A 22,070-nucleotide genomic window follows, 5' to 3' on the forward strand; every position below is an offset into this window, starting at 1 on the left:
AATTTAGAAAGCAACGTTAATACCTCCGGAAATGGTTCTCATAGCCGGATAGCGGTAATAAGTAATACCCGTAATTCCCTGCTCAGGGTCTAATCCCTGATTCCGGTGGATAGTAAATAAGTTATCTCCCTGCACATATACCTGCACACTACTCAATGACAATTTACTAATCCATTGCTTGGGTAAATTGTAAGAGAGCGTCAGGTTCTTCAATCGCATATAGGAGTTGTTTTGCAAGAAGCGAGTGGATGCCGAGTTCCAGTTATTAGAAGTTGTACTCAAGGCAGGAACATCGGTATCCCGGTTTTCCGGTGTCCAACGCCGCAGAATTTCTGTCGACCAATCACGTCCTTCCAAACTACCGTTATGCAGAATCATTGTAATATCACGGTTGTAGATATATCCGCCGATGCTGTAAGCAAAGATGGCAGAGAGGTCGAATCCTTTCCAGGAAAGTGATGTATTGAATCCGCCATATACTTTCGGAAGAGATGATTTGTTGACGTAATAATAATCTGCCGAAGCATAATCATTGGTGGTGATACGTTTTCCTGTCGGGTTGTGGTTGGCATCTTCCTCGTCCATATACCACAATGGGTCACCATTCTCAGGGTCTACGCCTGCCCATTCTTTCATATAGAAATCATAAACAGAGCGACCTACCTGGAGCTTGTTCACACCACTTTGCGGCATGTCTTTCAATGGAAGGTCTGTCACCTTATTCTTATAGTGAGTGAGGTTCATACCCAGTTTCCATACCCAACCATTCTGGTTGATAATCGTTCCGTTAAGTACCAGTTCTATACCCGTATTTTTCAAAGCTCCTACATTCTCGTCAATAGAACCATATCCCAAAGAGGGAGCTATCGGACGGGAATAAAGCAAGTCTTTCGAACGGCGCGTAAAGAAGTCGAACGAACCGGAGAAGCGGTTGTTAAACAGAGAGAAATCAATACCGACGTTAAAGTTCAGGTTCGTTTCCCATTTCAGGTTCGGAGTTGCCATACGGTCGGAGACTAATGCGTTCTCGCCCAAATTGGAGACGATACTATAAAGTCCCTTGCTTGCGTAGTAAGTGCCGAGGTTATCATTTCCCTGTGCACCGTAGCTCATTTTTAGAGTCAGGGCAGACAGCCAGTCGGAAGTGCTTGCCATAAACTCTTCACGGTCGATACGCCAGGAAGTACCCAATGACCAGAAGTTTCCCCAACGCGTCTCCGGCGCAAAACGTGAAGAACCGTCGCGACGGTAAGATGCCGAGAAGAAATATTTATTCTGATAGTCGTAGAGCAGTTGGGTAAGATAACCGACCAGCGCATAGTCGATGCGATATCCCGAACCACCGGTCAACTGTGATCCGACTACCAGTTCCGGCATATCGGGCTGCGCCATTTTAGAACGTGACGCAGTCAGTTCATCATAACGATAAGAATATGCTTCCATACCGGCAAGGACATTGAAATGATGTTCGCCAATCGTCTTGTCATAAGTGACAATATTATTCCATGTCCAGGAAAAAGTGCGGGTATTCATCCGGCTGACACCGCCGCCGTTTTCTTTAGCCGGGCCTAGTTTGGGGTTCGTATAGTCCAATGTATTATAGTTAATCAAATCGAAGTTGAAACTTGTCTTGAATTTCAATCCTTCGATAATCGTAGCTTCCAGAAAAGTACGGCCGGAAACTTCATCTTTCATACGTTCCGACTTATCCAGGGGCAAAGTAGCGGGCAAGTTCCAGTTAGCCATAGAACCGGAAGGGCGATACGAACCGAAATCGTAAATACGGTCTCCGCTTTCATCCAGTTTGTAACTGCCGTCGGTATTCATCTCATAAATCGGATAAAAACCCGGCATGGTACGTCCGGCTGTAATCACGTTACTCGTTTTGGAGTCGGAAGAAACCGGATAGTTCTGCATGGAATGGGCAAAACTCAAGTTGACACCGCCTTTCAGCCAGGAAGTTATTTCACTGGTAATATTGGAACGCAAGTTGAAACGTTGATAACCGGATTCGAGGGCGATACCTTTGTCATTCAGATATCCGGCGGAGAAGAAATATTGATTGGCTTTTCCACCACCGGAAACACTCAGGTTCAGTTCTGTGCGAAGTGCCTGTTGCTCCATAGCGTCACTCCAATCAGAATCCCATAACGGGCGGGCACCTTCTATCAGTTTACCGTCTGTACCGACCGGTTGTACATATTGCGGGCCGTAAGGGTTAGGCCCTCCACCCATTAATTTCGTAACCAAATCTTTGGAAGCCTGTGCTGCGGCAGTTGCCGATGTGTAGTCAGAGCTTTTGGCATATTGATTACGAAGTGCTTCCCAATATAATTCAAAATATTGGTTGGTGCTGACACGGTCGTAGTCGCGGACTGCGCGGTTGGAACCTCCTAAAGATGCTTTCACTTTTACCGTTGCTTTCGAGTTCTGTTCACCTTGCTTGGTAGTGATAATAATCACACCATTCGCGCCACGGGAACCGTACAAGGCGGCAGACGCGGCATCTTTCAGAACAGTCATCGAAGATATGTCATCGGGATTGATGGAGTTCACACTCCCATCAAACGGGACGCCGTCCACTACATAAAGCGGAGCACTGGAAGCGTTGATAGAACCGATACCACGAATACGGATTTCAGCATCCGTACCCGGCTGACCGCTTGCCGCACTTGCCTGCACACCGGACACCGTACCTTCCAGTACACGCGATACACTGGAAGTCTGTAACTTTTCAATTTCCCCCGCCTTCATGGTCGAAGCAGCTCCGGTAAAACTATATTTCTTGGCGGTGGCATACGCTACTACCATCACCTCGTCCAGTTCTTTACTTTCTGATTCCAGGGCAACATTTATCACATTCCGGTTGTTTATCGGTTGTTCTACTGTGCGCATCCCTACAAAGCGGAATACCAAAGTGCCGGTAGCCGGAGCTTCGACAGAGTAATTTCCATCCATATCGGTGATTGTGCCTGAAGATGCTCCTTTCAATTGTACAGATACACCAGGCAAGGGCTCTCCTTCAGAGGTCACCGTACCTGTCACGCGCTTCTCCTGCTGTGCTTCCGCATACAATATATTTCCTGCAAGAAGCAGAAAAGACGCTGCTAATAAACGTAAATAGATTCTCATAATTTTGTGGCTTAATATTTATTTGCTAGCTGTACTAACAGTATATAGAAGTTTTTTGTTTAGGAAACGAAACATTTTTTAGAAGATTGCTAGTATAAATCAACGAAAGGTAGTACATTCGTGAAACCAAAGACATTCATAACGGCCACGAAGAATCGCATGGTAAGACAGATTGTTTTATATATTTCCCTGTTATTGTCACTCTCCTTACAGGCACAGCCTGGAAAGGAGAATATTTCCGTAGCCGACAGTGTGCAGGGAGATTCGTCAAACATCGCCAAACCAAGTGCTTTCAAGAGAGCTATCAAGAAATTCATGAATTTCAGTGATTTCGATACGCTCTACATCAGTCCCAACCGATATAATTATGCGCTGATGGTTACCCATTTCAGCAACTTTGAATATTACTCGGTCACCAGTGAACTTCCCCAACCTCAGAAACTTAGCTTCTCTCCTAATCCGCACAACAAGATTGGATTGTACTTCGGTTGGAGATGGATTTTCCTGGGATGGTCTGTCGATGTCGATGATATTTATCGGAAGACAAACCGGAAGAACAGAGGGACAGAGTTTGATTTAAGTCTTTATAGCTCCAAGCTAGGGGTGGATATCTTCTACCGCCGTACGGGCAATAATTATAAGATTCATAAAATCAGAGGATTCTATGACGAGATTCCTTCCAATTATTCCGAAAACTTCAACGGACTGAAAGTAGATATCAAAGGGCTGAATCTATATTATATATTCAACAACCGGAAGTTCTCTTATCCTGCCGCTTTCAGCCAGTCGACCAATCAACGGCGCAATGCAGGAACATTCATCGCAGGTTTCTCTATCTCCAAACACAACCTCGACTTTGATTATCTGCAATTGCCGGAATATATACAGGAAAGAATGAATCCCGGCATGAAAGTCAATAAGATAAAATATACCAATGCCAATATCAGTTTCGGCTATGCCTACAACTGGGTATTCGCACGCAACTGCCTGGCTTGTATTTCTCTCACTCCCGCCATTGCCTACAAAGCCTCTGACGTAGACGCGGAAACCCACGAAGGAAAACAATGGTACAGTAAGTTTAATCTCGATTTCCTGCTCCGTGCAGGCGTGGTCTATAATAACGGAAAGTATTTCGTAGGTTCCTCTTTCGTCGGGAAAAACTACAATTACCATCGCAATAATTTCTCTTTGGACAATGGCTTCGGAACTCTTCAGATATATGCCGGATTCAACTTCAATCTGCGCAAGGAATACAGGAAAAAGAAATCGAAGTAGAAATATCAGAAACCGCCAAACAGTTTGCTTATCCAAAGAATCTTTGTACATTTGCCGCGTTCTATGGAACAAAAAGTAAAAAATCAATGAAGCAACAACGCCACATACAGACCACACGCACCCTTCTTTCCCGCTTCCGTTACTGGGGCAGAAAGAATTACGCCGCTTTTGCGAGTATGGGACGTGAATTCCAAATCGGTCATCTGCATATCAATGTAGTGGACGTTGCCCTTCGCAAGCAGAATGCTGCACAAACTATCCCTTATCATACATTTATGACACTTCAAGAAATTAAAGACCAAGTGTTGGCAGGCGTAGACATATCACCCGACCAAGCCGCTTGGCTCGCCAACATGGCCGACAGCGAGGCGCTTTATGCCGCCGCGCATGAGATTACCGTCGCACGTGCTTCGCACGAATTCGACATGTGTTCCATCATCAACGCCAAGTCCGGCAGATGCCCGGAGAACTGTAAATGGTGTGCACAATCCTCTCACTACAAAACGCAAGCCGAAGTCTACGACCTCCTACCCGCTGAAGAATGTCTCCGACAGGCAAAATACAATGAAGCCCAGGACGTCAACCGTTTCTCCCTCGTCACCAGCGGCCGGAAACCTTCTCCCAAACAGATTACCCAACTTTGTGATACAGTCCGCCATATGCGGCGACATTCGTCAATTCAACTTTGCGCTTCACTGGGTTTACTCAACGAAGAAGAACTGCGTTCTCTGCATGAAGTCGGCGTAACCCGCTATCACTGCAATCTGGAAACTGCACCTTCTTACTTTTCAACGCTCTGCTCCACGCACACACAGGAGCAGAAACTTGCGACTCTTGATGCTGCCCGCCGTGTAGGAATGGACATTTGCTGCGGTGGCATTATCGGTATGGGAGAAACAATGGAACAACGGATAGAATTCGCTTTCACTTTGGAAGAACTGAACGTCCAGTCCATTCCTATCAACCTATTAAGCCCGATACCCGGAACACCGTTGGAAAACGAAAAGCCTCTAAGTGAAGAAGAAATCCTCAGGACAATTGCCTTGTTCCGTTTCATCAATCCGACGGCTTTTCTACGTTTTGCCGGCGGACGTTCGCAACTCTCGTCTGAAGCGATGCACAAGGCATTGTATATCGGAATTAATTCGGCTATTGTAGGTGACTTGCTGACGACACTCGGCTCTAAAGTTTCGGAAGACAAGAAGATGATTCAGGAAGAAGGTTATCATTTTGCAAGTTCACAGTTCGACCGCGAACATATATGGCATCCCTATACTTCTACTACCGACCCGCTTCCTGTTTATAAAGTAAAACGGGCGGATGGCGCTACCATTACCCTTGAAGACGGGCGGACACTTATTGAAGGAATGTCATCCTGGTGGTGTGCCGTGCATGGATACAATCATCCGGCATTGAACCAGGCGGCCAAAGAGCAGTTGGACAAGATGTCTCATGTGATGTTCGGTGGATTGACACATGACCCCGCTATCGAATTGGGAAAATTGCTATTACCGTTAGTTCCGCCGTCCATGCAAAAGATATTCTATGCAGACTCCGGTTCGGTAGCTGTTGAAGTTGCCTTGAAAATGGCTGTACAATACTGGTACGCAGCAGGAAAACCCGATAAGAATAATTTCGTGACTATCCGTTCCGGTTATCACGGAGATACCTGGAATGCCATGTCCGTCTGCGACCCGGTGACGGGAATGCACAGTCTTTTCGGCTCGGCGCTTCCTGTCCGCCATTTTGTTCCGGCTCCGGTTTCCCGTTTTGACGGGGAGTGGAATCCTGAAGATATTGTCCCTTTGCAGGAGACGATTGAAAAACATTCGGAAGAATTAGCGGCACTGATTCTTGAACCGATTGTGCAGGGAGCAGGTGGTATGTGGTTTTATCATCCGCAATACCTGCGCGAAGCGGAAAAGCTCTGCCGGGAACACGGACTTCTTCTCATCTTCGATGAAATAGCAACGGGATTCGGACGAACAGGCAAACTTTTCGCCTGGGAACACGCCGGAGTAGAACCGGATATTATGTGTATCGGAAAGGCATTGACCGGCGGATATATGACGCTTTCTGCGGTTTTGGCAAGTAATCAGGTGGCAGATACCATCTCCAACCATGCACCGGGAGCATTTATGCACGGGCCTACCTTTATGGGAAATCCACTCGCCTGTGCGGTGGCTTGCGCATCTGTCCGCTTGCTGATTGAATCCGGTTGGCAGGAGAATGTGAAACGAATCGAAGCTCAATTAAAAGAAGAATTGGCGCCTGCACAGGAGTTGCCACAAGTAGCTGATGTAAGGATACTAGGGGCAATCGGAGTCATTGAAATGAAGCGTCCGGTGAATATGGCAACTATGCAACAACGCTTTGTCGAAGAAGGTATTTGGGTACGTCCATTCGGAAAGTTGGTTTATCTGATGCCGCCTTTCATTATTACTTCCGAACAACTAAGTAAATTGACTTCCGGATTATTGAAAATAATAAAGAAAATATAGTTTCATAAATGAGAATTCGATTTAGACATAAGAACAAAAGAACATAAAGGCTGCGTTTGGAAAATTATTTCTACTAGTCATTAAACTACTACTGTTTCATCTTTTGTTCTTATGTCTAAAAAGAAATTTATTAGTCTGTCTGCTAAAAAATTATCATTTAGCTATAAAAGAACAATATATGATTATAAACAATATAAACCAGGAACTTCTTGTTCTAAAAGAAAAGAAGAACTATCGTTCTCTCCCGCCACTTGTCCACGATGGACGGGATGTTATTCTGAACGGGAAACGAATGTTGAATCTCTCTTCCAACGATTATCTCGGACTGGCTAATGATGTATCATTAAGAGAGGAATTCTTAAAGACAATTACTCCCGAAACCTTTCTGCCTAGTTCCTCTTCTTCCCGGTTGCTGACAGGTAATTTTTCCGATTATCAAGCGTTGGAACAACAACTGGCAGCTATGTTCGGAGTAGAAAGCGCACTCATTTTTAATAGTGGTTATCATGCCAATACAGGGATTCTTCCTGCCGTCAGCAATGCGCAAACATTGATTCTTGCGGACAAACTGGTACATGCCAGTCTGATAGACGGAATCAGATTGTCATCCGCGAAATGTATCCGGTATCGTCACAATGATTTATCCCAGTTACAACGATTGATTTCTGAGAATCACAACGTGTATGGGCAAATCATTATTGTCACCGAAAGCATCTTCAGCATGGACGGAGATGAAGCCGACCTTCGCGCTCTCGTCCAATTGAAAAAGAATTATTCCAACGTTCTTCTTTATGTAGACGAAGCCCATGCCTTCGGCGTACGGGGCGAGAACGGATTAGGATGCGCTGAAGAACAAGACTGCATCAATGATATAGACTTTCTGATAGGAACATTCGGTAAAGCGATAGCCTCAACAGGCGCCTACATTGTCTGCCGACAAGTTATCCGGGAATATCTAATCAACAAGATGCGCACATTTATATTCACAACAGCCCTTCCGCCCATAAATATTCAATGGACTTCGTGGATATTAAAACATCTGCCCGCTCTCCAACAGAAGAGAACTCATTTACTGCGAATCAGTAACAAACTAAAGACTGCGCTTGCCGACAAAGGATACAATTGCCCCTCAGTAAGCCATATTGTTCCCATGATTGTCGGAGCAAGTGAAGATGCCATATGCAAAGCAGAAGAAATTCAACGCAAAGGATTCTACGCATTGCCGGTACGTCCGCCTACGGTTCCCGAAGGGACTTCACGCATCCGCTTCTCATTGACAGCAGACATCACCGAACATGAAATCGACCAACTCATAAAACTGATAAACGAATGAAACAGCATTTTATCATAAAGAATAACCAAAAGCATCTATTACTTTTCTTCGCAGGTTGGGGAATGGATGAAACTCCTTTCCTTCAAATTCACCCGACCGATAGGGATTGGATGATTTGTTATGATTATCGTTCGTTGGAGTTTGATGCCGGCATCTTGCAAGAGTATTCCGAAATCAGTCTCATCGCCTGGTCAATGGGAGTATGGGCAGCTTCTCAGATAATGAAACAATATCCTGCCCTGCCCCTCTCTCAAAGTATCGCTATCAATGGCACTCCTTATCCTATACACGAAACGAAAGGAATTGCACCTGCCATCTTTGAAGGAACCCTGCAAGGATTGAACGACCAATCCCTGCAAAAGTTTCAAAGACGAATGTGTGGTTCAATAGCCGATCACAAAGTCTTTCAAACCGTAGCTCCCCAACGTACGGTCGAAGAACTCAAAGAGGAATTAGCTGCCATACAACAGCAATATCTGTCATTACCCCCTTCGGACTTTACATGGCAAAAAGCCATCATAGGAAAGAACGACCGTATCTTCCTACCGGATAACCAATGGCTGGCATGGAGAAACAAAGTGGATTCCCTTGAATATGCAGAAGCCGCCCACTATCAAATGGAACTTTTTGATAACGTAATCATGCAAATCAACTAATTATTGATTTATGGATAAACAACTAATTGCCGAACGTTTCTCTAAAGCCATTCCCACCTATCCGCAGGAAGCAAACGTGCAGCGACAGATAGCAGATAAAATGATTCGCCTGCTTACGGAACATATATCTTCCCCCTGCTCGAAAGTGATTGAGTTCGGTTGCGGCACGGGAATTTATTCCCGTATGCTACTTCAAACTCTTTGCCCGGAAGAACTCTTGTTGAATGACCTTTGTCCGGAGATGAAATATTGTTGCGAGGATTTATTAAAAAAGAAACAGGTTTCCTTTCTTCCGGGAGATGCGGAAACAGCTCCCTTTCCTGCTGAAAGTACATTGATAACTTCCTGTTCTGCCCTACAATGGTTCGAATCTCCCGAAAACTTTTTCAAGAGATGTAATGCATTACTCAATAAGCAAGGTTACTTCGCTTTCAGCACTTTTGGGAAAGAGAATATGAAGGAGATACGCGAGTTAACAGGAAACAGCCTTCCTTATCGTTCACGGGAAGAACTTGTAACAGCCTTGTCGTCCCACTTTGATATACTTCATTCGGAAGAAGAGCTTATTCCTCTTTCGTTCGACAATCCTATAAAAGTGCTTTATCATTTGAAGCAAACAGGAGTTACAGGAGTAACCGGAATATCCGGTCAATCTTCCGGACAACTGCGGACGCGTCGTGACTTGCAATTATTTAGTGAACGTTATACACAAGAATTCACACAGGGCACTTCTGTGTCCCTGACCTATCACCCTATTTATATCATCGCAAAAAAGAAAGAAGTATGAAACAGAATGTATATTTCGTAAGCGGTATCGACACTGATGCCGGAAAAAGCTATGCCACCGGTTTTTTAGCTCGTGAATGGAACAAGAACGGACAACGTACCATTACTCAAAAGTTCATCCAAACAGGAAATGTCGGTCATTCCGAAGATATAGACCTGCATCGTCGTATTATGGGAATCCCTTTTACAGAAGAAGACAAGGAAGGACTGACTATGCCGGAAATTTTCTCTTATCCTGCCTCTCCGCATCTCGCTTCCCAACTGGATAACCGCCCCATTGACTTCGGCAAAATCAAACGTGCTACGGAAGAATTGAGTGAACGATATGATTATGTCCTGCTCGAAGGCGCAGGCGGTTTAATGGTTCCATTAACGACAGAGCTTCTGACAATAGACTACATTGCCCAAGAAAATTATCCGCTTATCTTTGTTACTTCCGGCAAATTGGGAAGTATCAATCATACCCTACTTAGTCTCGAAGCCATACAAAAACGTGGTATTGTACTGGATACTGTACTTTATAATATGTATCCTACCGTAAAGGATAAAACGATTCAGAATGATACGATGAACTTTATTCAAAACTGGTTGAAAAAACATTTCCCGGATACGAAGTTTATATTGATTCCGGAAATAAAAGAGTAGCCGCATAAGTTATTTCACTCAACAACAATCCTACTTATTTGCGGATTATGGCTGTCATATGTAACCTTTACGGGATACATAGAGCCATAATCCTTTATCTTTTGTATAAAAGGGATATTCTCTCTTGTATAGCCTAAAGAAACCTTATTAGAATAGTGTTTGTCTCCAACCATATACTGAAAATGAATAACAAGGTAATAGGAAACACTACCACCTGTTCTTCCTTGTGTCATATTATATTTAGACTTATGGCTTACGATATTTCCCACAGTCTCCTTATCATAGTTTTGCGGAGACGAAGAATTATTTAACAAGACAAACATCAACAACACAACAGAGAAAACAATTATACCAATAGAATATCCAGACCAAAAAGACTCCTTACGTTCAGGTTTCTGAATATATTTCTTCTTCGGGGGCTTTTTTATTACCTTTCGCTTCCTCTTCTGTCGCATAAACCCATCAATCTGTGACCGAATGTTTATCCAACGCTCTTCGTAATGCCTTTTCCGAAATCGGTTTCGTCACAAAATCATTGCAGCCGGCTTCTAAAGCCAGTTCCTTATCCGTTTCAAAAGCATAAGCCGTCAACGCAATAATAGGAATCTCTTTAGAATAAGTACGGATGATATGAGTAGCTTCCAAACCATTCATGCGCGGCATTTTTATATCCATCAGGATTAAATCAGGATGATACTGCTTATACATTTCCACGGCTTCAAATCCATCTTTTGCCCAAAGTAAGGTATACTCTTTTCCTATTAAATTCTTTAGCAGGATGAAATTACTTTCTACATCTTCGGCAACTAAAATCCTCTTTACCTGTCGCGAAGAATTTACCGGATTATTTTCAGCTTCCGTCTTGGTAATTTTGAAAAGTTGCTCCCGCTCTCCAACTTCTTCACAAGGTATTGTAAAATAGAAAGTCGAGCCTTTACCCAGTTCGGAGTTCACGCCTATTTCTCCGCCAATCTTTTCAATAATCATCCGGCAGATGGAAAGTCCCAAACCAGTGCCTTGCGCAAAACTGTTCAGTTTGACAAAACGGTCGAAGATATGGTCTACCTTTTCCGGTTCTATCCCGATTCCCGTATCCTTCACATATACACGAATCTTCTTATCCATCCGCTCAAAGCCAAATCGAATCTCACCCGTATAGGTGAACTTACTTGCGTTGGTGATAAAATTCGTTATCACCTGCATGATACGGTTCGGGTCACCTTCCATCAGCAGGTCTTCCTCTCCATTATCAAAGATAAGATTCACCCCTTCTTTCACACGTTCCTTATGAACCGTATAAATCGTCCGGCACGCTTCACCGAGATTCATCGGACGTTTCACATACTCCAATGTACCCGCTTCTATCTTCGACAAGTCCAATATATCATTAATAAGCTGCAACAAAATGTCCGAATTCTGATTGATAATATCCGAATAAAGCTTCTTTTCCTCGGCAGTATCAGCAGCAGGCAGCAATTGTGAGAAACCGACAATCGCATTGAGCGGTGTCCGTATCTCATGGCTCATATTGGCCAGGAAAGCACTTTTCAATCGGTCAGACTGTTCAGCTTTAATCCGCGCCTTGATAAGTTCCTGCTCAATATTCTGAAGGTTGGTGATATCCCAGGAGATACCAATCAATAACGGTTCACGCCCTTCCATCGGAACAAGCGCTTTCAGCGTCTGCACGATACGTGCTTCTCCCGCAACCGTCAGATAAGTTTCCTGCATATCAATACGCTTATGAGTGCGAAGCAATTCCAAATCATCCTTATGAAACTTTTCCGCATCCTCATGCAAGGGGAATATCTCAAAGTCCGTATACCCTATCGCTTTGGAAGCAGGGATGCCGGAATGGTCGGCAAAAGCCTTGTTCCAATATAAATATCTGAAATCATCTTCCGGATCTTTCACAAACAGGTAAACAGGGATATTATTCAAGATACCATCCAATAACAGGTTCAGTTCGCGAAGCTCGTCCCGTTTCCTTATCACATCCGTAATATCCTGGGTAAAGAACCAGACAAGCTCCTGGTCATTCTCATGAATAAGGAAAGTAGACACCTGATGAATCCTTTTCTTATCGTCACCCACACGCACATACGCGGCACGATAAGCAAAACTACCCTCATTATCACGTATTTCCTGAAGCCGTTTTTCCCATGCCTCTTTCGTTTTCATAGAAACAGGCAGGTCATATACCTTTTGTGTACCAATCTCCCCGGTAACTCCGTATTCTTCTATAAATTGTTTGTTGGCATACACCAGTGTCCCGTCTTCCGCCACGGCAAGAATACTGTCACTCACTTTATCGAGTACACTCTTGAATACTTCCAGTTGCCTTTGCGTAGCCACTCCTTCCGTTATATCACGGCACATAATCAACACATATTCCTTATCCAACGGGAAAATACGGTTTTCGTAATAATGATGCTTGCCATTAAAATCCAATTCATGGTGCGCAGCCGAAACGTTTCCCGTAGTAATCGCATGACACATATTGGAATGTATGTTCTGATAAGCTTCCGGGGGCACCATATCACACATGTGCATTCCCACGAAATCCTTGTTTGTCACTCCGACGTGATTGGTTTCTTCGCTGGACACAACTTCAATCCCCACTTCCTTGTGATTAAAGACTGTCAACATATCCGGTAAAGAGTCCAGTATCTTTACAGCATATTTTTCCTTAAAGCTAACAGGGTTACCTTCCCCTTTCTTTTGTTTCAGAATTAAAAGTTCTTTCCGAAGTTGCTCATTTTCTTTTTTAAGCCTCTCCAATTCCTCTACTAATGCCTCTTTTGTTTGTTCACTGCTCATGGTATAAGGGATAAATACGTACTTATCTGCCAAAAGTAAATATTTTCTTGCAGATAAGTACGCAAAATCCCTATTTATTTTCCAAGAATCATTCAATCACCATAATTCGGTCATTCAATCCCACCTTCATGCCGTCTTCCACGAAAACTTCTTTTACAACACCGTCCGTCACCGAGCGTATTTCGTTCTCCATCTTCATGGCTACCAGTACGCAAAGCGGGTCACCGCGTTTCACGCTGTCCCCTCTCTTCACATACGTTTTCAGTATGACTCCCGGCATCGGTGCCTGTACCACCTGGCGACCTACTGATTCGGCAGCCGAACGGGCGTTGTGTATCTTCTCCATCTCTCCCTGCAACTCAATCTGATACAATTCCCCCTTATTCATAATCGTATAAGAATTATTGGAAGAAGGAGAAATCTGTACTCCGTGCGAGTGATGGTCGATAATAATCGAATGAATGGAGTCACCGCCCATGTTATAATCGACCTCGTATATTTTACCGTTGACCGCAATCTTCTTGATTGGCCCGTCTTCCAGGATTTCCACCTTATATTCGCTATCCGGCATATCCTGAAGCCTGGCATAATATGTAGCTAATGTTGTACCCATATGGATCCTCGTTTTTTAGTTTTCAACTTTTCGTTTAATAATTGTTGGCAGTCATCTGCAACTTACCGTAGTACTTCCAAAGCGATTCTCCTACTACCGGCAGAGTCGTAGCACGTGAAGCCGCTTCTTTCTCCCTTTCGTAATGGCGCACTGCGGCAGCAATGACCGCTACCGTCGGGTCTGTATTCTGGCGACGCTTCAAGTCTTCCTTATCAAAACGCGTATCAATGAACGTAGTATCATATTCGCCTTTCAGGAAAGCAGCATTTTTCAATACACGCTGATGGAAAGGAATGGTGGTCTTGATTCCGAGTATCTTATATTCACGCAAAGCACGCGCCATATTGGAGATGGCCGAAGCACGGGTACGCCCCCAACAACAGAGTTTCGCAATCATCGGGTCATAATGCAAAGAAACTTCAAATCCGGCATAAGCGGCACTGTCCAGACGCAGGTTACGTCCTTCGGGAGCTTCGCGCACCGTAATCACACCGGGAGAAGGCATAAAATTATTCTCCGGGTCTTCCGCATAAATACGACATTCGATAGCGGCTCCGCTAAACTGAATATCATCCTGCTTGTAGGGCAACGGATTTCCGGCGGCAACGGTTATCATATCACGCACCAGGTCGACGCCCGTACATTCTTCCGTCACCGGATGCTCTACCTGCAAACGGGTATTCATCTCAAGAAAGTAGAAATTCTGGTCTTTATCCATCATAAATTCCAGTGTCCCGGCACTATAATAACCTATTTTCTTACAGGCTTCCACCGCCACTTTCAGCATCTTCTTTCTCGTCTCTTCTTTCACGAAAGGCGAAGGGCTTTCTTCTATCACCTTCTGATTACGGCGCTGGATGGAACATTCGCGTTCGTACAAATGAACCACATTCCCATATTTATCTCCCATAATCTGCACCTCGATATGGTGCGGATTCTCTATGTACTTTTCGATATAGACGGCATCATTGCCAAACGACGTGCCCGCTTCGGACTGTGACAGGCGAAGTGCCGTTTCCACTTCTTCTTCGGAGCGTACGAGGCGCATCCCTTTTCCCCCGCCCCCTGCAAGTGCTTTCAACATGATAGGATACCCCACTTCGTTGGCCACTTTCTTCACTTCCTCAATTCCCTGCACAGGAGTCTCTGTCCCCGGAACAATCGGCAGCCCGGCTTCACGCATTATCTTACGCGCTTCCGTCTTAATTCCCATCTTGGAAATAATATCCGCACTTGGCCCGATGAAAATCACTCCTTCTTCTTCGCAGCGACGGGCAAAGTCCGCATTCTCCGACAGGAAACCATATCCCGGATGAATGGCTGCTCCGGTCTTTTTGGCAATCGCCAATATCAATTCCGGTTTCAGATAGGAAGTGTCTTCGGGCGACTCGGATATGCAATAGGCTTCTTCCGCATAACGGACGTGCAAAGCCCCGCGGTCAACGTGTGTATAAACAGCCACCGTCGAGATATTCATCACCCGGCATGTACGGAAGATACGCATAGCTATCTCCCCCCGGTTGGCTACTAATATTTTCTTTATCATAATCTTTTTCTTTTTAGAAGTAAAAACTTAAAAGAGCAATTAAATTATATTAGGCGCGGATTACGCGGATTACACGTTTTTTAGAATAAAGGTTACCACATAAAGCAATCGTGAAATCCGTGTAATCCGTGCCTAAATTTAATCCACAAACAAACCTAAAGCGGTAGGTTGGAATGTTTCCTGGGCGGATTGGACTGGCGCTTATTAGCAAGCATCTCGAAACTACGAATCAAGCGCAGGCGGGTGACTGCCGGGTCGATTACTTCGTCCACATATCCCAGTTCCGCCGCCCGGTAAGGATTGGCAAACTTTTCGCGGTAATCATCCTGAAGTTCTTTCCGTTTCTCATCCGGTGTCTGCGACTTTTCTATCTCTTTCCTGAACAAGATATTTACTGCACCGTCCGGCCCCATAACAGCAATCTCGGCAGTCGGGAAAGCCAGGTTCACATCTCCGCGGATATGTTTGGAACTCATCACGTCATAAGCGCCGCCGTATGCCTTACGGGTAATCACTGTAACTTTGGGCACGGTAGCTTCACAATAGGCATAAAGTAATTTCGCACCGTTACGGATGATTCCACCGTACTCCTGGTCTACTCCCGGCAGGAATCCCGGAACGTCGACCAGTGTCAGCAGAGGAATATTGAAAGCATCGCAGAAGCGGACAAAACGAGCCGCTTTGATAGAAGCATTAATATCCAATGTACCTGCCAGCACCAACGGCTGGTTGGCAACCACTCCCACTGTCTTTCCGTTCAACCGGATATATCCGGTGACGATATTCGCCGCAAATTCCGCCTGTAACTCGAAGAAGCTATTATCATCGGCTACGGCTTCAATCATCTCCTTTATATTATAAGGTTGGTTCGGATTGGTGGGAATAAGTATAGAAAGTTCCGGCGTCAGGCGGGTCGGCGAGTCGCTGGTAGCTACAAACGGCGGTTCTTCCATATTATTTCCGGGAAGATAGGAAATCAGTTCACGGATATAGTTGATACATTCAATGTCATTTTCGGCAGAAAGATGGGCTACGCCGGATTTGGTCATATGAACACCCACCCCGCCAAGGTCGTCTTTACTGACTTCCTCCTGCGTCACACTTTTCACAACATCGGGGCCGGTAATAAACATATATCCCGAATTCTTCACCATCAGGATAAAATCCGTCAGTGCGGGAGAATAAACAGCGCCACCGGCACAAGGGCCCATTATCGCGCTAATCTGCGGAATAACTCCCGATGCCATGGAATTGCGAAGAAATATCTCGGCATATCCCGCCAAGGAACGGACTCCCTCCTGGATACGTGCGCCACCGGAATCGTTCAGCCCGATGACAGGAGCTCCCATCTGCATCGCCATGTCCATCACTTTGCAGATTTTCCTGGCATGCGTCTCGGACAAGGCACCGCCAAAGACCGTGAAATCCTGCGCAAAGACATAAACCAGCCGTTTACCAATCATGCCATAGCCCGTCACTACCCCATCACCGGCAAATTTCTGCTTCTCCATGCCGAAATCGGTACAGCGATGGGTTACCAACTTGTCCAGTTCGATAAACGAACCTTTCTCCAAAAGTAAATCGATACGTTCACGGGCAGTCAGCTTGCCCACGGAATGTTGTTTTTCAATGCGGGCGTCTCCGCCACCTTTTTCTGCTTTTCTGTTCAGTTCTTCCAGGTTCTTGATAAGCTCTTTCATAGGCTTGAATTTATTTAAAGATGTATGTGTGCATAAAAATAGCCCGTTATAAATTAAAATGTTGTCACATTGATTACACAAAGGCACTTTTATATAATAAACGTACGATATTCCGAAAATGTTAGCGTTTATGTCTTTAAACATAATTTATCAGCAAAAAATAAATAGAAAAATCTATTTACCGCATCGACCCAAGTGAGGCGTTTGTTTGTTATACTCATAACAAATGAACGTCTCACTTTTTAAAACCAGAACACTATGACCTTGATTCTTGCTATCATTCCGGTATTGTTATTAATCATATTAATGGCATTCTTCAAAATGTCGGGCGACAAAAGTAGTATCATTTCCTTAGTTGTAACCATGCTGATTGCGCTTTTCGGCTTTGCCTTTTCTGTGGATAATTTGTTTTATTCCTTTTTATATGGAGCGTTAAAAGCAGTCTCCCCTATTTTAATCATTATACTGATGGCAATTTTCAGTTACAACGTATTACTGAAAACAGAAAAAATGGAGATTATAAAACAGCAGTTTGCTTCCATTTCCACTGATAAGAGTATTCAAGTATTGCTATTGACTTGGGGATTCGGGGGATTGTTGGAAGCGATGGCGGGATTCGGTACGGCAGTTGCCATTCCGGCAGCGATTCTTATCAGTCTGGGGTTCAAGCCGATATTCTCGGCCACGGTCAGCCTGATAGCGAATAGTGTAGCTACCGCTTTCGGGGCTATCGGAACTCCGGTGCTCGTACTGGCAAAGGAGACGAATCTGGATGTTTTGAATCTTAGTACCAACGTCGTACTGCAATTATCAGTACTCATGTTCCTTATTCCGCTTGTACTGCTTTTCCTTACCGACCCCAAACTGAAATCACTCCCCAAAAATCTGTTTCTGGCTTTATTGGTAGGCAGTGTTTCTTTAGCCAGCCAATACCTCGCAGCCAGATATATGGGAGCGGAATCTCCGGCTATCATCGGAAGTATCCTGTCTATCATCGTCATCGTTCTTTATGGCAAACTGACTGCATCCAAAGAAGAAAAGGCACAGAAAAGCTCGTTGAAGACGAAAGATATTCTGAATGCATGGAGCATTTACTTGCTTATTCTCTTCCTTATTATTCTCACAAGCCCGCTATTTCCGGGATTGCGCCACACATTAGAGAATAACTGGATAACGAGAATCAGCCTGCCTGTCAATGCTTCCACCGTAAATTATACGATTTCATGGCTGACTCATGCGGGAGTATTGCTTTTCGTGGGTACTTTCATCGGCGGATTGATACAGGGAGCAAAAGTAAAGGACTTGTTCATCGTACTTTGGAATACGGTAAAACAGTTGAAAAAGACTTTCGTCACGGTTATCTGCCTGGTTGGATTATCCACCATTATGGACGCTTCGGGAATGATTGCCGTTATTGCCACGGCACTCGCCACTGCTACGGGAAGTTTATATCCGCTATTCGCACCAGTCATCGGTTGTCTCGGTACATTTATTACCGGAAGCGACACCTCATCCAATATCCTTTTCGGCAAACTGCAAGCAAGTGTAGCGGGACAAATTCATGTCAGCCCCGATTGGCTCTCTGCTGCAAATACGGTAGGCGCTACGGGCGGTAAGATTATCTCCCCGCAAAGCATCGCCATCGCCACTTCTGCCGGAAACCAGCAGGGCAAAGAGGGTGAAATCCTGAAAGCAGCTATTCCGTACGCATTAGCTTATGTGGTAATTACAGGAATTATCGTCTATATTTTCAGTTAGTATCGCCTTTAGGTAAACTTTGTATTCCCCCTTCACCTTTCCCTGTTCATCAGTATTTGCGGGTGAAGGGCAGTCCTTCACCGGGAGTTCACTCCCGATTTCATTATAGCAAATCTATTTTTCATTATAGCAAATCGGAATATGCTTATAGCTAAATTTATTATGCTCATAGCTTCCATATTTTCTTCTTGATAGTTGAAACAAACATTGGGATATTTATTTTAAAGACGCTAAATGATTGAAACAAACTCTTTGACTTTTGAAAAGCATCGTTTTAGGCAGGCTAAAGCTATGCTTTACACTCTCTAAAGCATAGCTTTAGATTCACAAAACGGACACACTGGTGAAAAGTAGGTGAAGGAGTTCCCCCTTCACCCTATATCGACCTATCCATCGGCTTTTGCAACAAAAGATGAAGGAATATTGCCTCATATTCAAATAGGTGTTTTTGATTTATCTGTTCCTAGAAAGAATTAAAGGAAAAGGATAGTCAACGATAAGGTTATTAATATCACATAAATTCGCTACATTTGTATTCATAATCAATCAACAATGATAGACAGTCTCAATTACATCTTACTTATTTATAATGTCCAAACTTAAAACAAACGTACACATGAATACTGATTTTATAAACCTGACGAATGAAAACCTTGCCAACGAACATTTATGTTGCATTATCCGCAGCAAGAAGTCTCATCCGGGTATTGATGCCAAACGCCAATGGCTTTCCGACCGGCTCAACGAAGGTCATGTCTTTAGAAAATTAAATGCAAAAGCTACGGTTTTTATTGAATATGCTCCTCTCGAAACAGCTTGGGTTCCTATTGTCGGCGACAACTATTATTATCTGTATTGCTTATGGGTACTGGGTAGTCCCAAAGGAAAAGGGTATGGGAAATCGCTTATGGAGTATTGTCTGGCTGATGCGAAAGAGAAAGGTAAATCCGGTGTTTGTATGCTTGGGGCAAAAAAACAAAAGAACTGGCTTTCTGACCAGGCATTTGCCAGGAAGTTCGGCTTCAAAGTTGTCGATACTACTGATAATGGATATGAATTGCTTGCTCTCTCTTTTGACGGAACAACACCCAAGTTTGCGCCAAACGCCAAGAAGCTAGAAATTGAAAACAAAGAGTTGACGATTTATCATGATATGCAATGCCCTTATATCTCTCAATACATTGACAGAATAAAACAGTATTGTGAAACAAATGACGTTCCTGTATCTTTCATCCAAGTGGATACGCTACAAAAAGCAAAGGAGTTACCTTGCGTATTCAATAACTTCGCCGTGTTTTATAAAGGTGTTTTCGAAACAGTGAACTTAACGAATACCGACTATTTAAAGAGAATACTCAAGAAATAAATAGATAACTCCGGCTTTTCTCCTAATATCCTGCAAATTGATTTGCGAATAGTTTGAAAAGCCGGAGTATAATACTCCTTGACTATACCACATGATACACCACTTCATGCGCTTCCGTCAACAAGGGAACCTCCAGTTTATCCAGCATCTTATCCAGTACAGATTCGGGAAGTGCATATTCCCTGCTCTTATTCTGTTGACGCCAAATGTGATACGGTTGTTCCAGATATACAATCTTCACTCTTGCGCCATAATCCACAAACAAGTCTATCAGTTGCGCCCGCATCTGACGGGTAATATTTGTTGCATTCCAAACAAAATCCTGCCCTTTACGAAGATACGTCCGTGCTTCTTCCTTTGCCGTTTGCACTACCCACCCGTTCGCTGATTTATCCGTAGGACTCAATTTGTGCTTCCGACGAATGGCATCCAGGCTCACCACCGGCATATCCATGCCGGAAGATTGGATATAATAATCTTTCCCCATTCCCGGAAGCCCTGACAACATCGTGACTTCACATTTAAACTGTTCGTGAGGGATATAATTAATATAACCGCCTTCTGTATGGAAGTAATGAAAGCGTGCATAATCAGTGGCAAACTCTCTCGGTTTGTTCCAACAATCCTGTTCGCGGCAGAAAATTTCAAATAGTTCCACAGCTTCCAACAACTCTTTTTTATCGTCACAGATACGTCCCCTGACATCGGCTTCGGACAACATTTTCAATAATGAAGTATCCACCCGTAAAGAAACCTCGCAGAGCTTTTTTACAGAATCCGGCTTTTCCATTATCCAAATAGGTACCCCATGATAACGAACTAAAGACGCAATCTGTTCCCGAATACGGAAGGGAGCAGGACAATCCCGATATAAAATAGTACGGGCAGTATATTCTCCTTTCCGGGCGTGTCCTTTGGCAGACACTCTCCCCTCTCCCTCATCCACAGAGGTCGAACGTTTCTCCACATCATGCAACAATGCGGCTGCCCATACTATTTCTTTCTCCAAAGCAGAAAGAGACTGATAAGCAGCAGATTGCTGCAATGCTTCCAACACCATACGGGTGTGTACCGCTACATTCCCTTCCGCATGATAACGAGTATCCTGCGGAACGGTATTCATTTCGCGCACCCACCCGAACTGTTGTTCGAGTGAGCTACACGATTTATCTTCTATCAATTTCCAATCCATAATTATTTCTCCTTTTCATTAGTAAACTCCCAGGTAAGCCGGGCACGCTTCCAGTTACGCGTCCAATGCTCATCTGTCTTGACGTGCCCTTTCCGCACATACTTAAATACATTATGCATAAATTCGCTGACCGGATATTCTTCTATATTACGGCTGACTACTCCTTCACGGGTACAAGTTTCTTTTGTCCACGGGTCACAAGAACCGAAAACTGACGGTTCTTGTGACATATTAATGATTTCCTGTTTCAAAAGCTCTGGCATCAAACCGGAAACAGGCTCTATCACCAACTCCGGAACAGTAGGTAAATCAAATAAAGCTGCATAGAATTTCACTTCCTCCCATGACAGCCATTTATCCATGCAACGAACCGCAAATACATAAAAATGTGCTTCCAACCGCTGATATTCAATAGAATGTACGGCATACAGATTCTCTCCGAAGATTTCTATATCGCCCAAATCATTCTTTATCAGTTCCCAACGTTCACGCAGTTGCCTCGTCCACGGTGAAGTGGTCGGCGCAGCATGCGAACGGGCAAAGACACCCCACTGGCTCAAACAATTATTCTCTCCGTCCAACTTTTCGGTATGTACCAATGTTCCAATCCGTTGGATGTCCTCCCAATACGTATGATTAATCCGGTCATCACTAGTCGTTCCGGGAGAGAACGGATAGTGATAGGTACGACCATATTTCTCTGATATCATTTTCTTCTTTTTTTAATTACTAAATTATCTCATCGCA

General features: G+C 44.2%; 16 protein-coding genes. 8 read left to right on the top strand and 8 right to left on the bottom strand.

Features of this window, described 5'->3' with window-relative positions; genetic code table 11:
• Positions 1-3 precede the first annotated feature (3 nt).
• Positions 4-3,132 carry a SusC/RagA family TonB-linked outer membrane protein gene (locus tag BQ7997_RS02055; protein WP_073343031.1) on the bottom strand — a complete coding sequence of 1,043 codons (3,129 nt, stop codon included), beginning with the start codon at positions 3,130-3,132 and terminating at the stop codon, positions 4-6.
• Positions 3,133-3,291: 159 nt separating this feature from the next.
• Here BQ7997_RS02055 and BQ7997_RS02060 point away from each other — a divergent pair, with 159 nt between their 5' ends.
• The 6 genes from BQ7997_RS02060 (at position 3,292) to bioD (ending at position 10,328) form a co-directional block, all read left to right on the top strand.
• Positions 3,292-4,407 (top strand): DUF4421 domain-containing protein, encoded by a 1,116-nt coding sequence (locus BQ7997_RS02060; RefSeq protein ID WP_073343035.1) that lies wholly within the window; start codon positions 3,292-3,294, stop codon positions 4,405-4,407.
• A gap of 86 nt (positions 4,408-4,493) precedes the next feature.
• Positions 4,494-6,908 (top strand): adenosylmethionine--8-amino-7-oxononanoate transaminase, encoded by a 2,415-nt coding sequence (gene bioA / locus BQ7997_RS02065; protein ID WP_073343037.1) that lies wholly within the window; start codon positions 4,494-4,496, stop codon positions 6,906-6,908.
• Between the two features lie 178 nt (positions 6,909-7,086).
• A complete protein-coding gene (locus BQ7997_RS02070) occupies positions 7,087-8,241 on the top strand; it encodes an 8-amino-7-oxononanoate synthase (RefSeq protein WP_073343040.1) in 1,155 nt (384 codons plus the stop codon).
• Positions 8,238-8,897, top strand: a complete 660-nt coding sequence (locus tag BQ7997_RS02075; protein WP_073343042.1) for a DUF452 family protein — start codon at positions 8,238-8,240, stop codon at positions 8,895-8,897. The genes BQ7997_RS02070 and BQ7997_RS02075 overlap by 4 nt, the downstream gene beginning before the upstream one ends.
• Positions 8,898-8,907: 10 nt before the next feature.
• A complete protein-coding gene (gene bioC / locus BQ7997_RS02080) occupies positions 8,908-9,684 on the top strand; it encodes a malonyl-ACP O-methyltransferase BioC (RefSeq protein WP_073343045.1) in 777 nt (258 codons plus the stop codon).
• A complete protein-coding gene (bioD, locus tag BQ7997_RS02085; RefSeq protein ID WP_022138911.1) occupies positions 9,681-10,328 on the top strand; it encodes a dethiobiotin synthase in 648 nt (215 codons plus the stop codon). Before bioC ends, bioD begins: the two co-directional genes overlap by 4 nt.
• Before the next feature lie 14 nt (positions 10,329-10,342).
• On the opposite strand, the gene BQ7997_RS25830 is transcribed toward bioD, so the two are convergent.
• From BQ7997_RS25830 to BQ7997_RS02110, 5 genes are all read right to left on the bottom strand, one after another.
• Positions 10,343-10,561 carry a hypothetical protein gene (locus BQ7997_RS25830; RefSeq protein WP_229127341.1) on the bottom strand — a complete coding sequence of 73 codons (219 nt, stop codon included), beginning with the start codon at positions 10,559-10,561 and terminating at the stop codon, positions 10,343-10,345.
• A 229-nt stretch (positions 10,562-10,790) separates the two neighbouring features.
• A complete protein-coding gene (locus BQ7997_RS02095) occupies positions 10,791-13,148 on the bottom strand; it encodes a PAS domain-containing protein (RefSeq protein ID WP_073343532.1) in 2,358 nt (785 codons plus the stop codon).
• 88 nt (positions 13,149-13,236) lie between these two features.
• The gene (locus BQ7997_RS02100; protein ID WP_044654560.1) at positions 13,237-13,761 is read right to left on the bottom strand and encodes a biotin/lipoyl-containing protein; all 525 of its coding nucleotides are present in this window, start codon (positions 13,759-13,761) and stop codon (positions 13,237-13,239) included.
• Positions 13,762-13,795: 34 nt separating this feature from the next.
• Positions 13,796-15,307, bottom strand: coding sequence for an acetyl-CoA carboxylase biotin carboxylase subunit (gene accC, locus BQ7997_RS02105; RefSeq protein ID WP_022138915.1), 1,512 nt, complete (start codon positions 15,305-15,307; stop codon positions 13,796-13,798).
• 155 nt (positions 15,308-15,462) lie between these two features.
• A complete protein-coding gene (locus BQ7997_RS02110) occupies positions 15,463-17,007 on the bottom strand; it encodes an acyl-CoA carboxylase subunit beta (protein WP_073343050.1) in 1,545 nt (514 codons plus the stop codon).
• Between the two features lie 258 nt (positions 17,008-17,265).
• Between BQ7997_RS02110 and BQ7997_RS02115 the strand changes: the two genes are divergently transcribed.
• Positions 17,266-18,765: an L-lactate permease gene (locus tag BQ7997_RS02115; RefSeq protein ID WP_073343052.1), complete on the top strand. Its 1,500-nt coding sequence runs from the start codon at positions 17,266-17,268 to the stop codon at positions 18,763-18,765.
• A gap of 616 nt (positions 18,766-19,381) precedes the next feature.
• Positions 19,382-20,131 (top strand): GNAT family N-acetyltransferase, encoded by a 750-nt coding sequence (locus BQ7997_RS02120; protein WP_073343055.1) that lies wholly within the window; start codon positions 19,382-19,384, stop codon positions 20,129-20,131.
• A gap of 82 nt (positions 20,132-20,213) precedes the next feature.
• On the opposite strand, the gene BQ7997_RS02125 is transcribed toward BQ7997_RS02120, so the two are convergent.
• A complete protein-coding gene (locus tag BQ7997_RS02125; RefSeq protein WP_073343057.1) occupies positions 20,214-21,323 on the bottom strand; it encodes an AAA family ATPase in 1,110 nt (369 codons plus the stop codon).
• A gap of 2 nt (positions 21,324-21,325) precedes the next feature.
• Positions 21,326-22,033, bottom strand: coding sequence for an RNA ligase family protein (locus tag BQ7997_RS02130; RefSeq protein WP_073343060.1), 708 nt, complete (start codon positions 22,031-22,033; stop codon positions 21,326-21,328).
• Between the last annotated feature and the right edge of the window lie 37 nt (positions 22,034-22,070).

Origin of the sequence: Bacteroides congonensis, assembly GCF_900130125.1 — a bacterium.
Classification (GTDB): Bacteria; Bacteroidota; Bacteroidia; order Bacteroidales; family Bacteroidaceae; genus Bacteroides; species Bacteroides congonensis.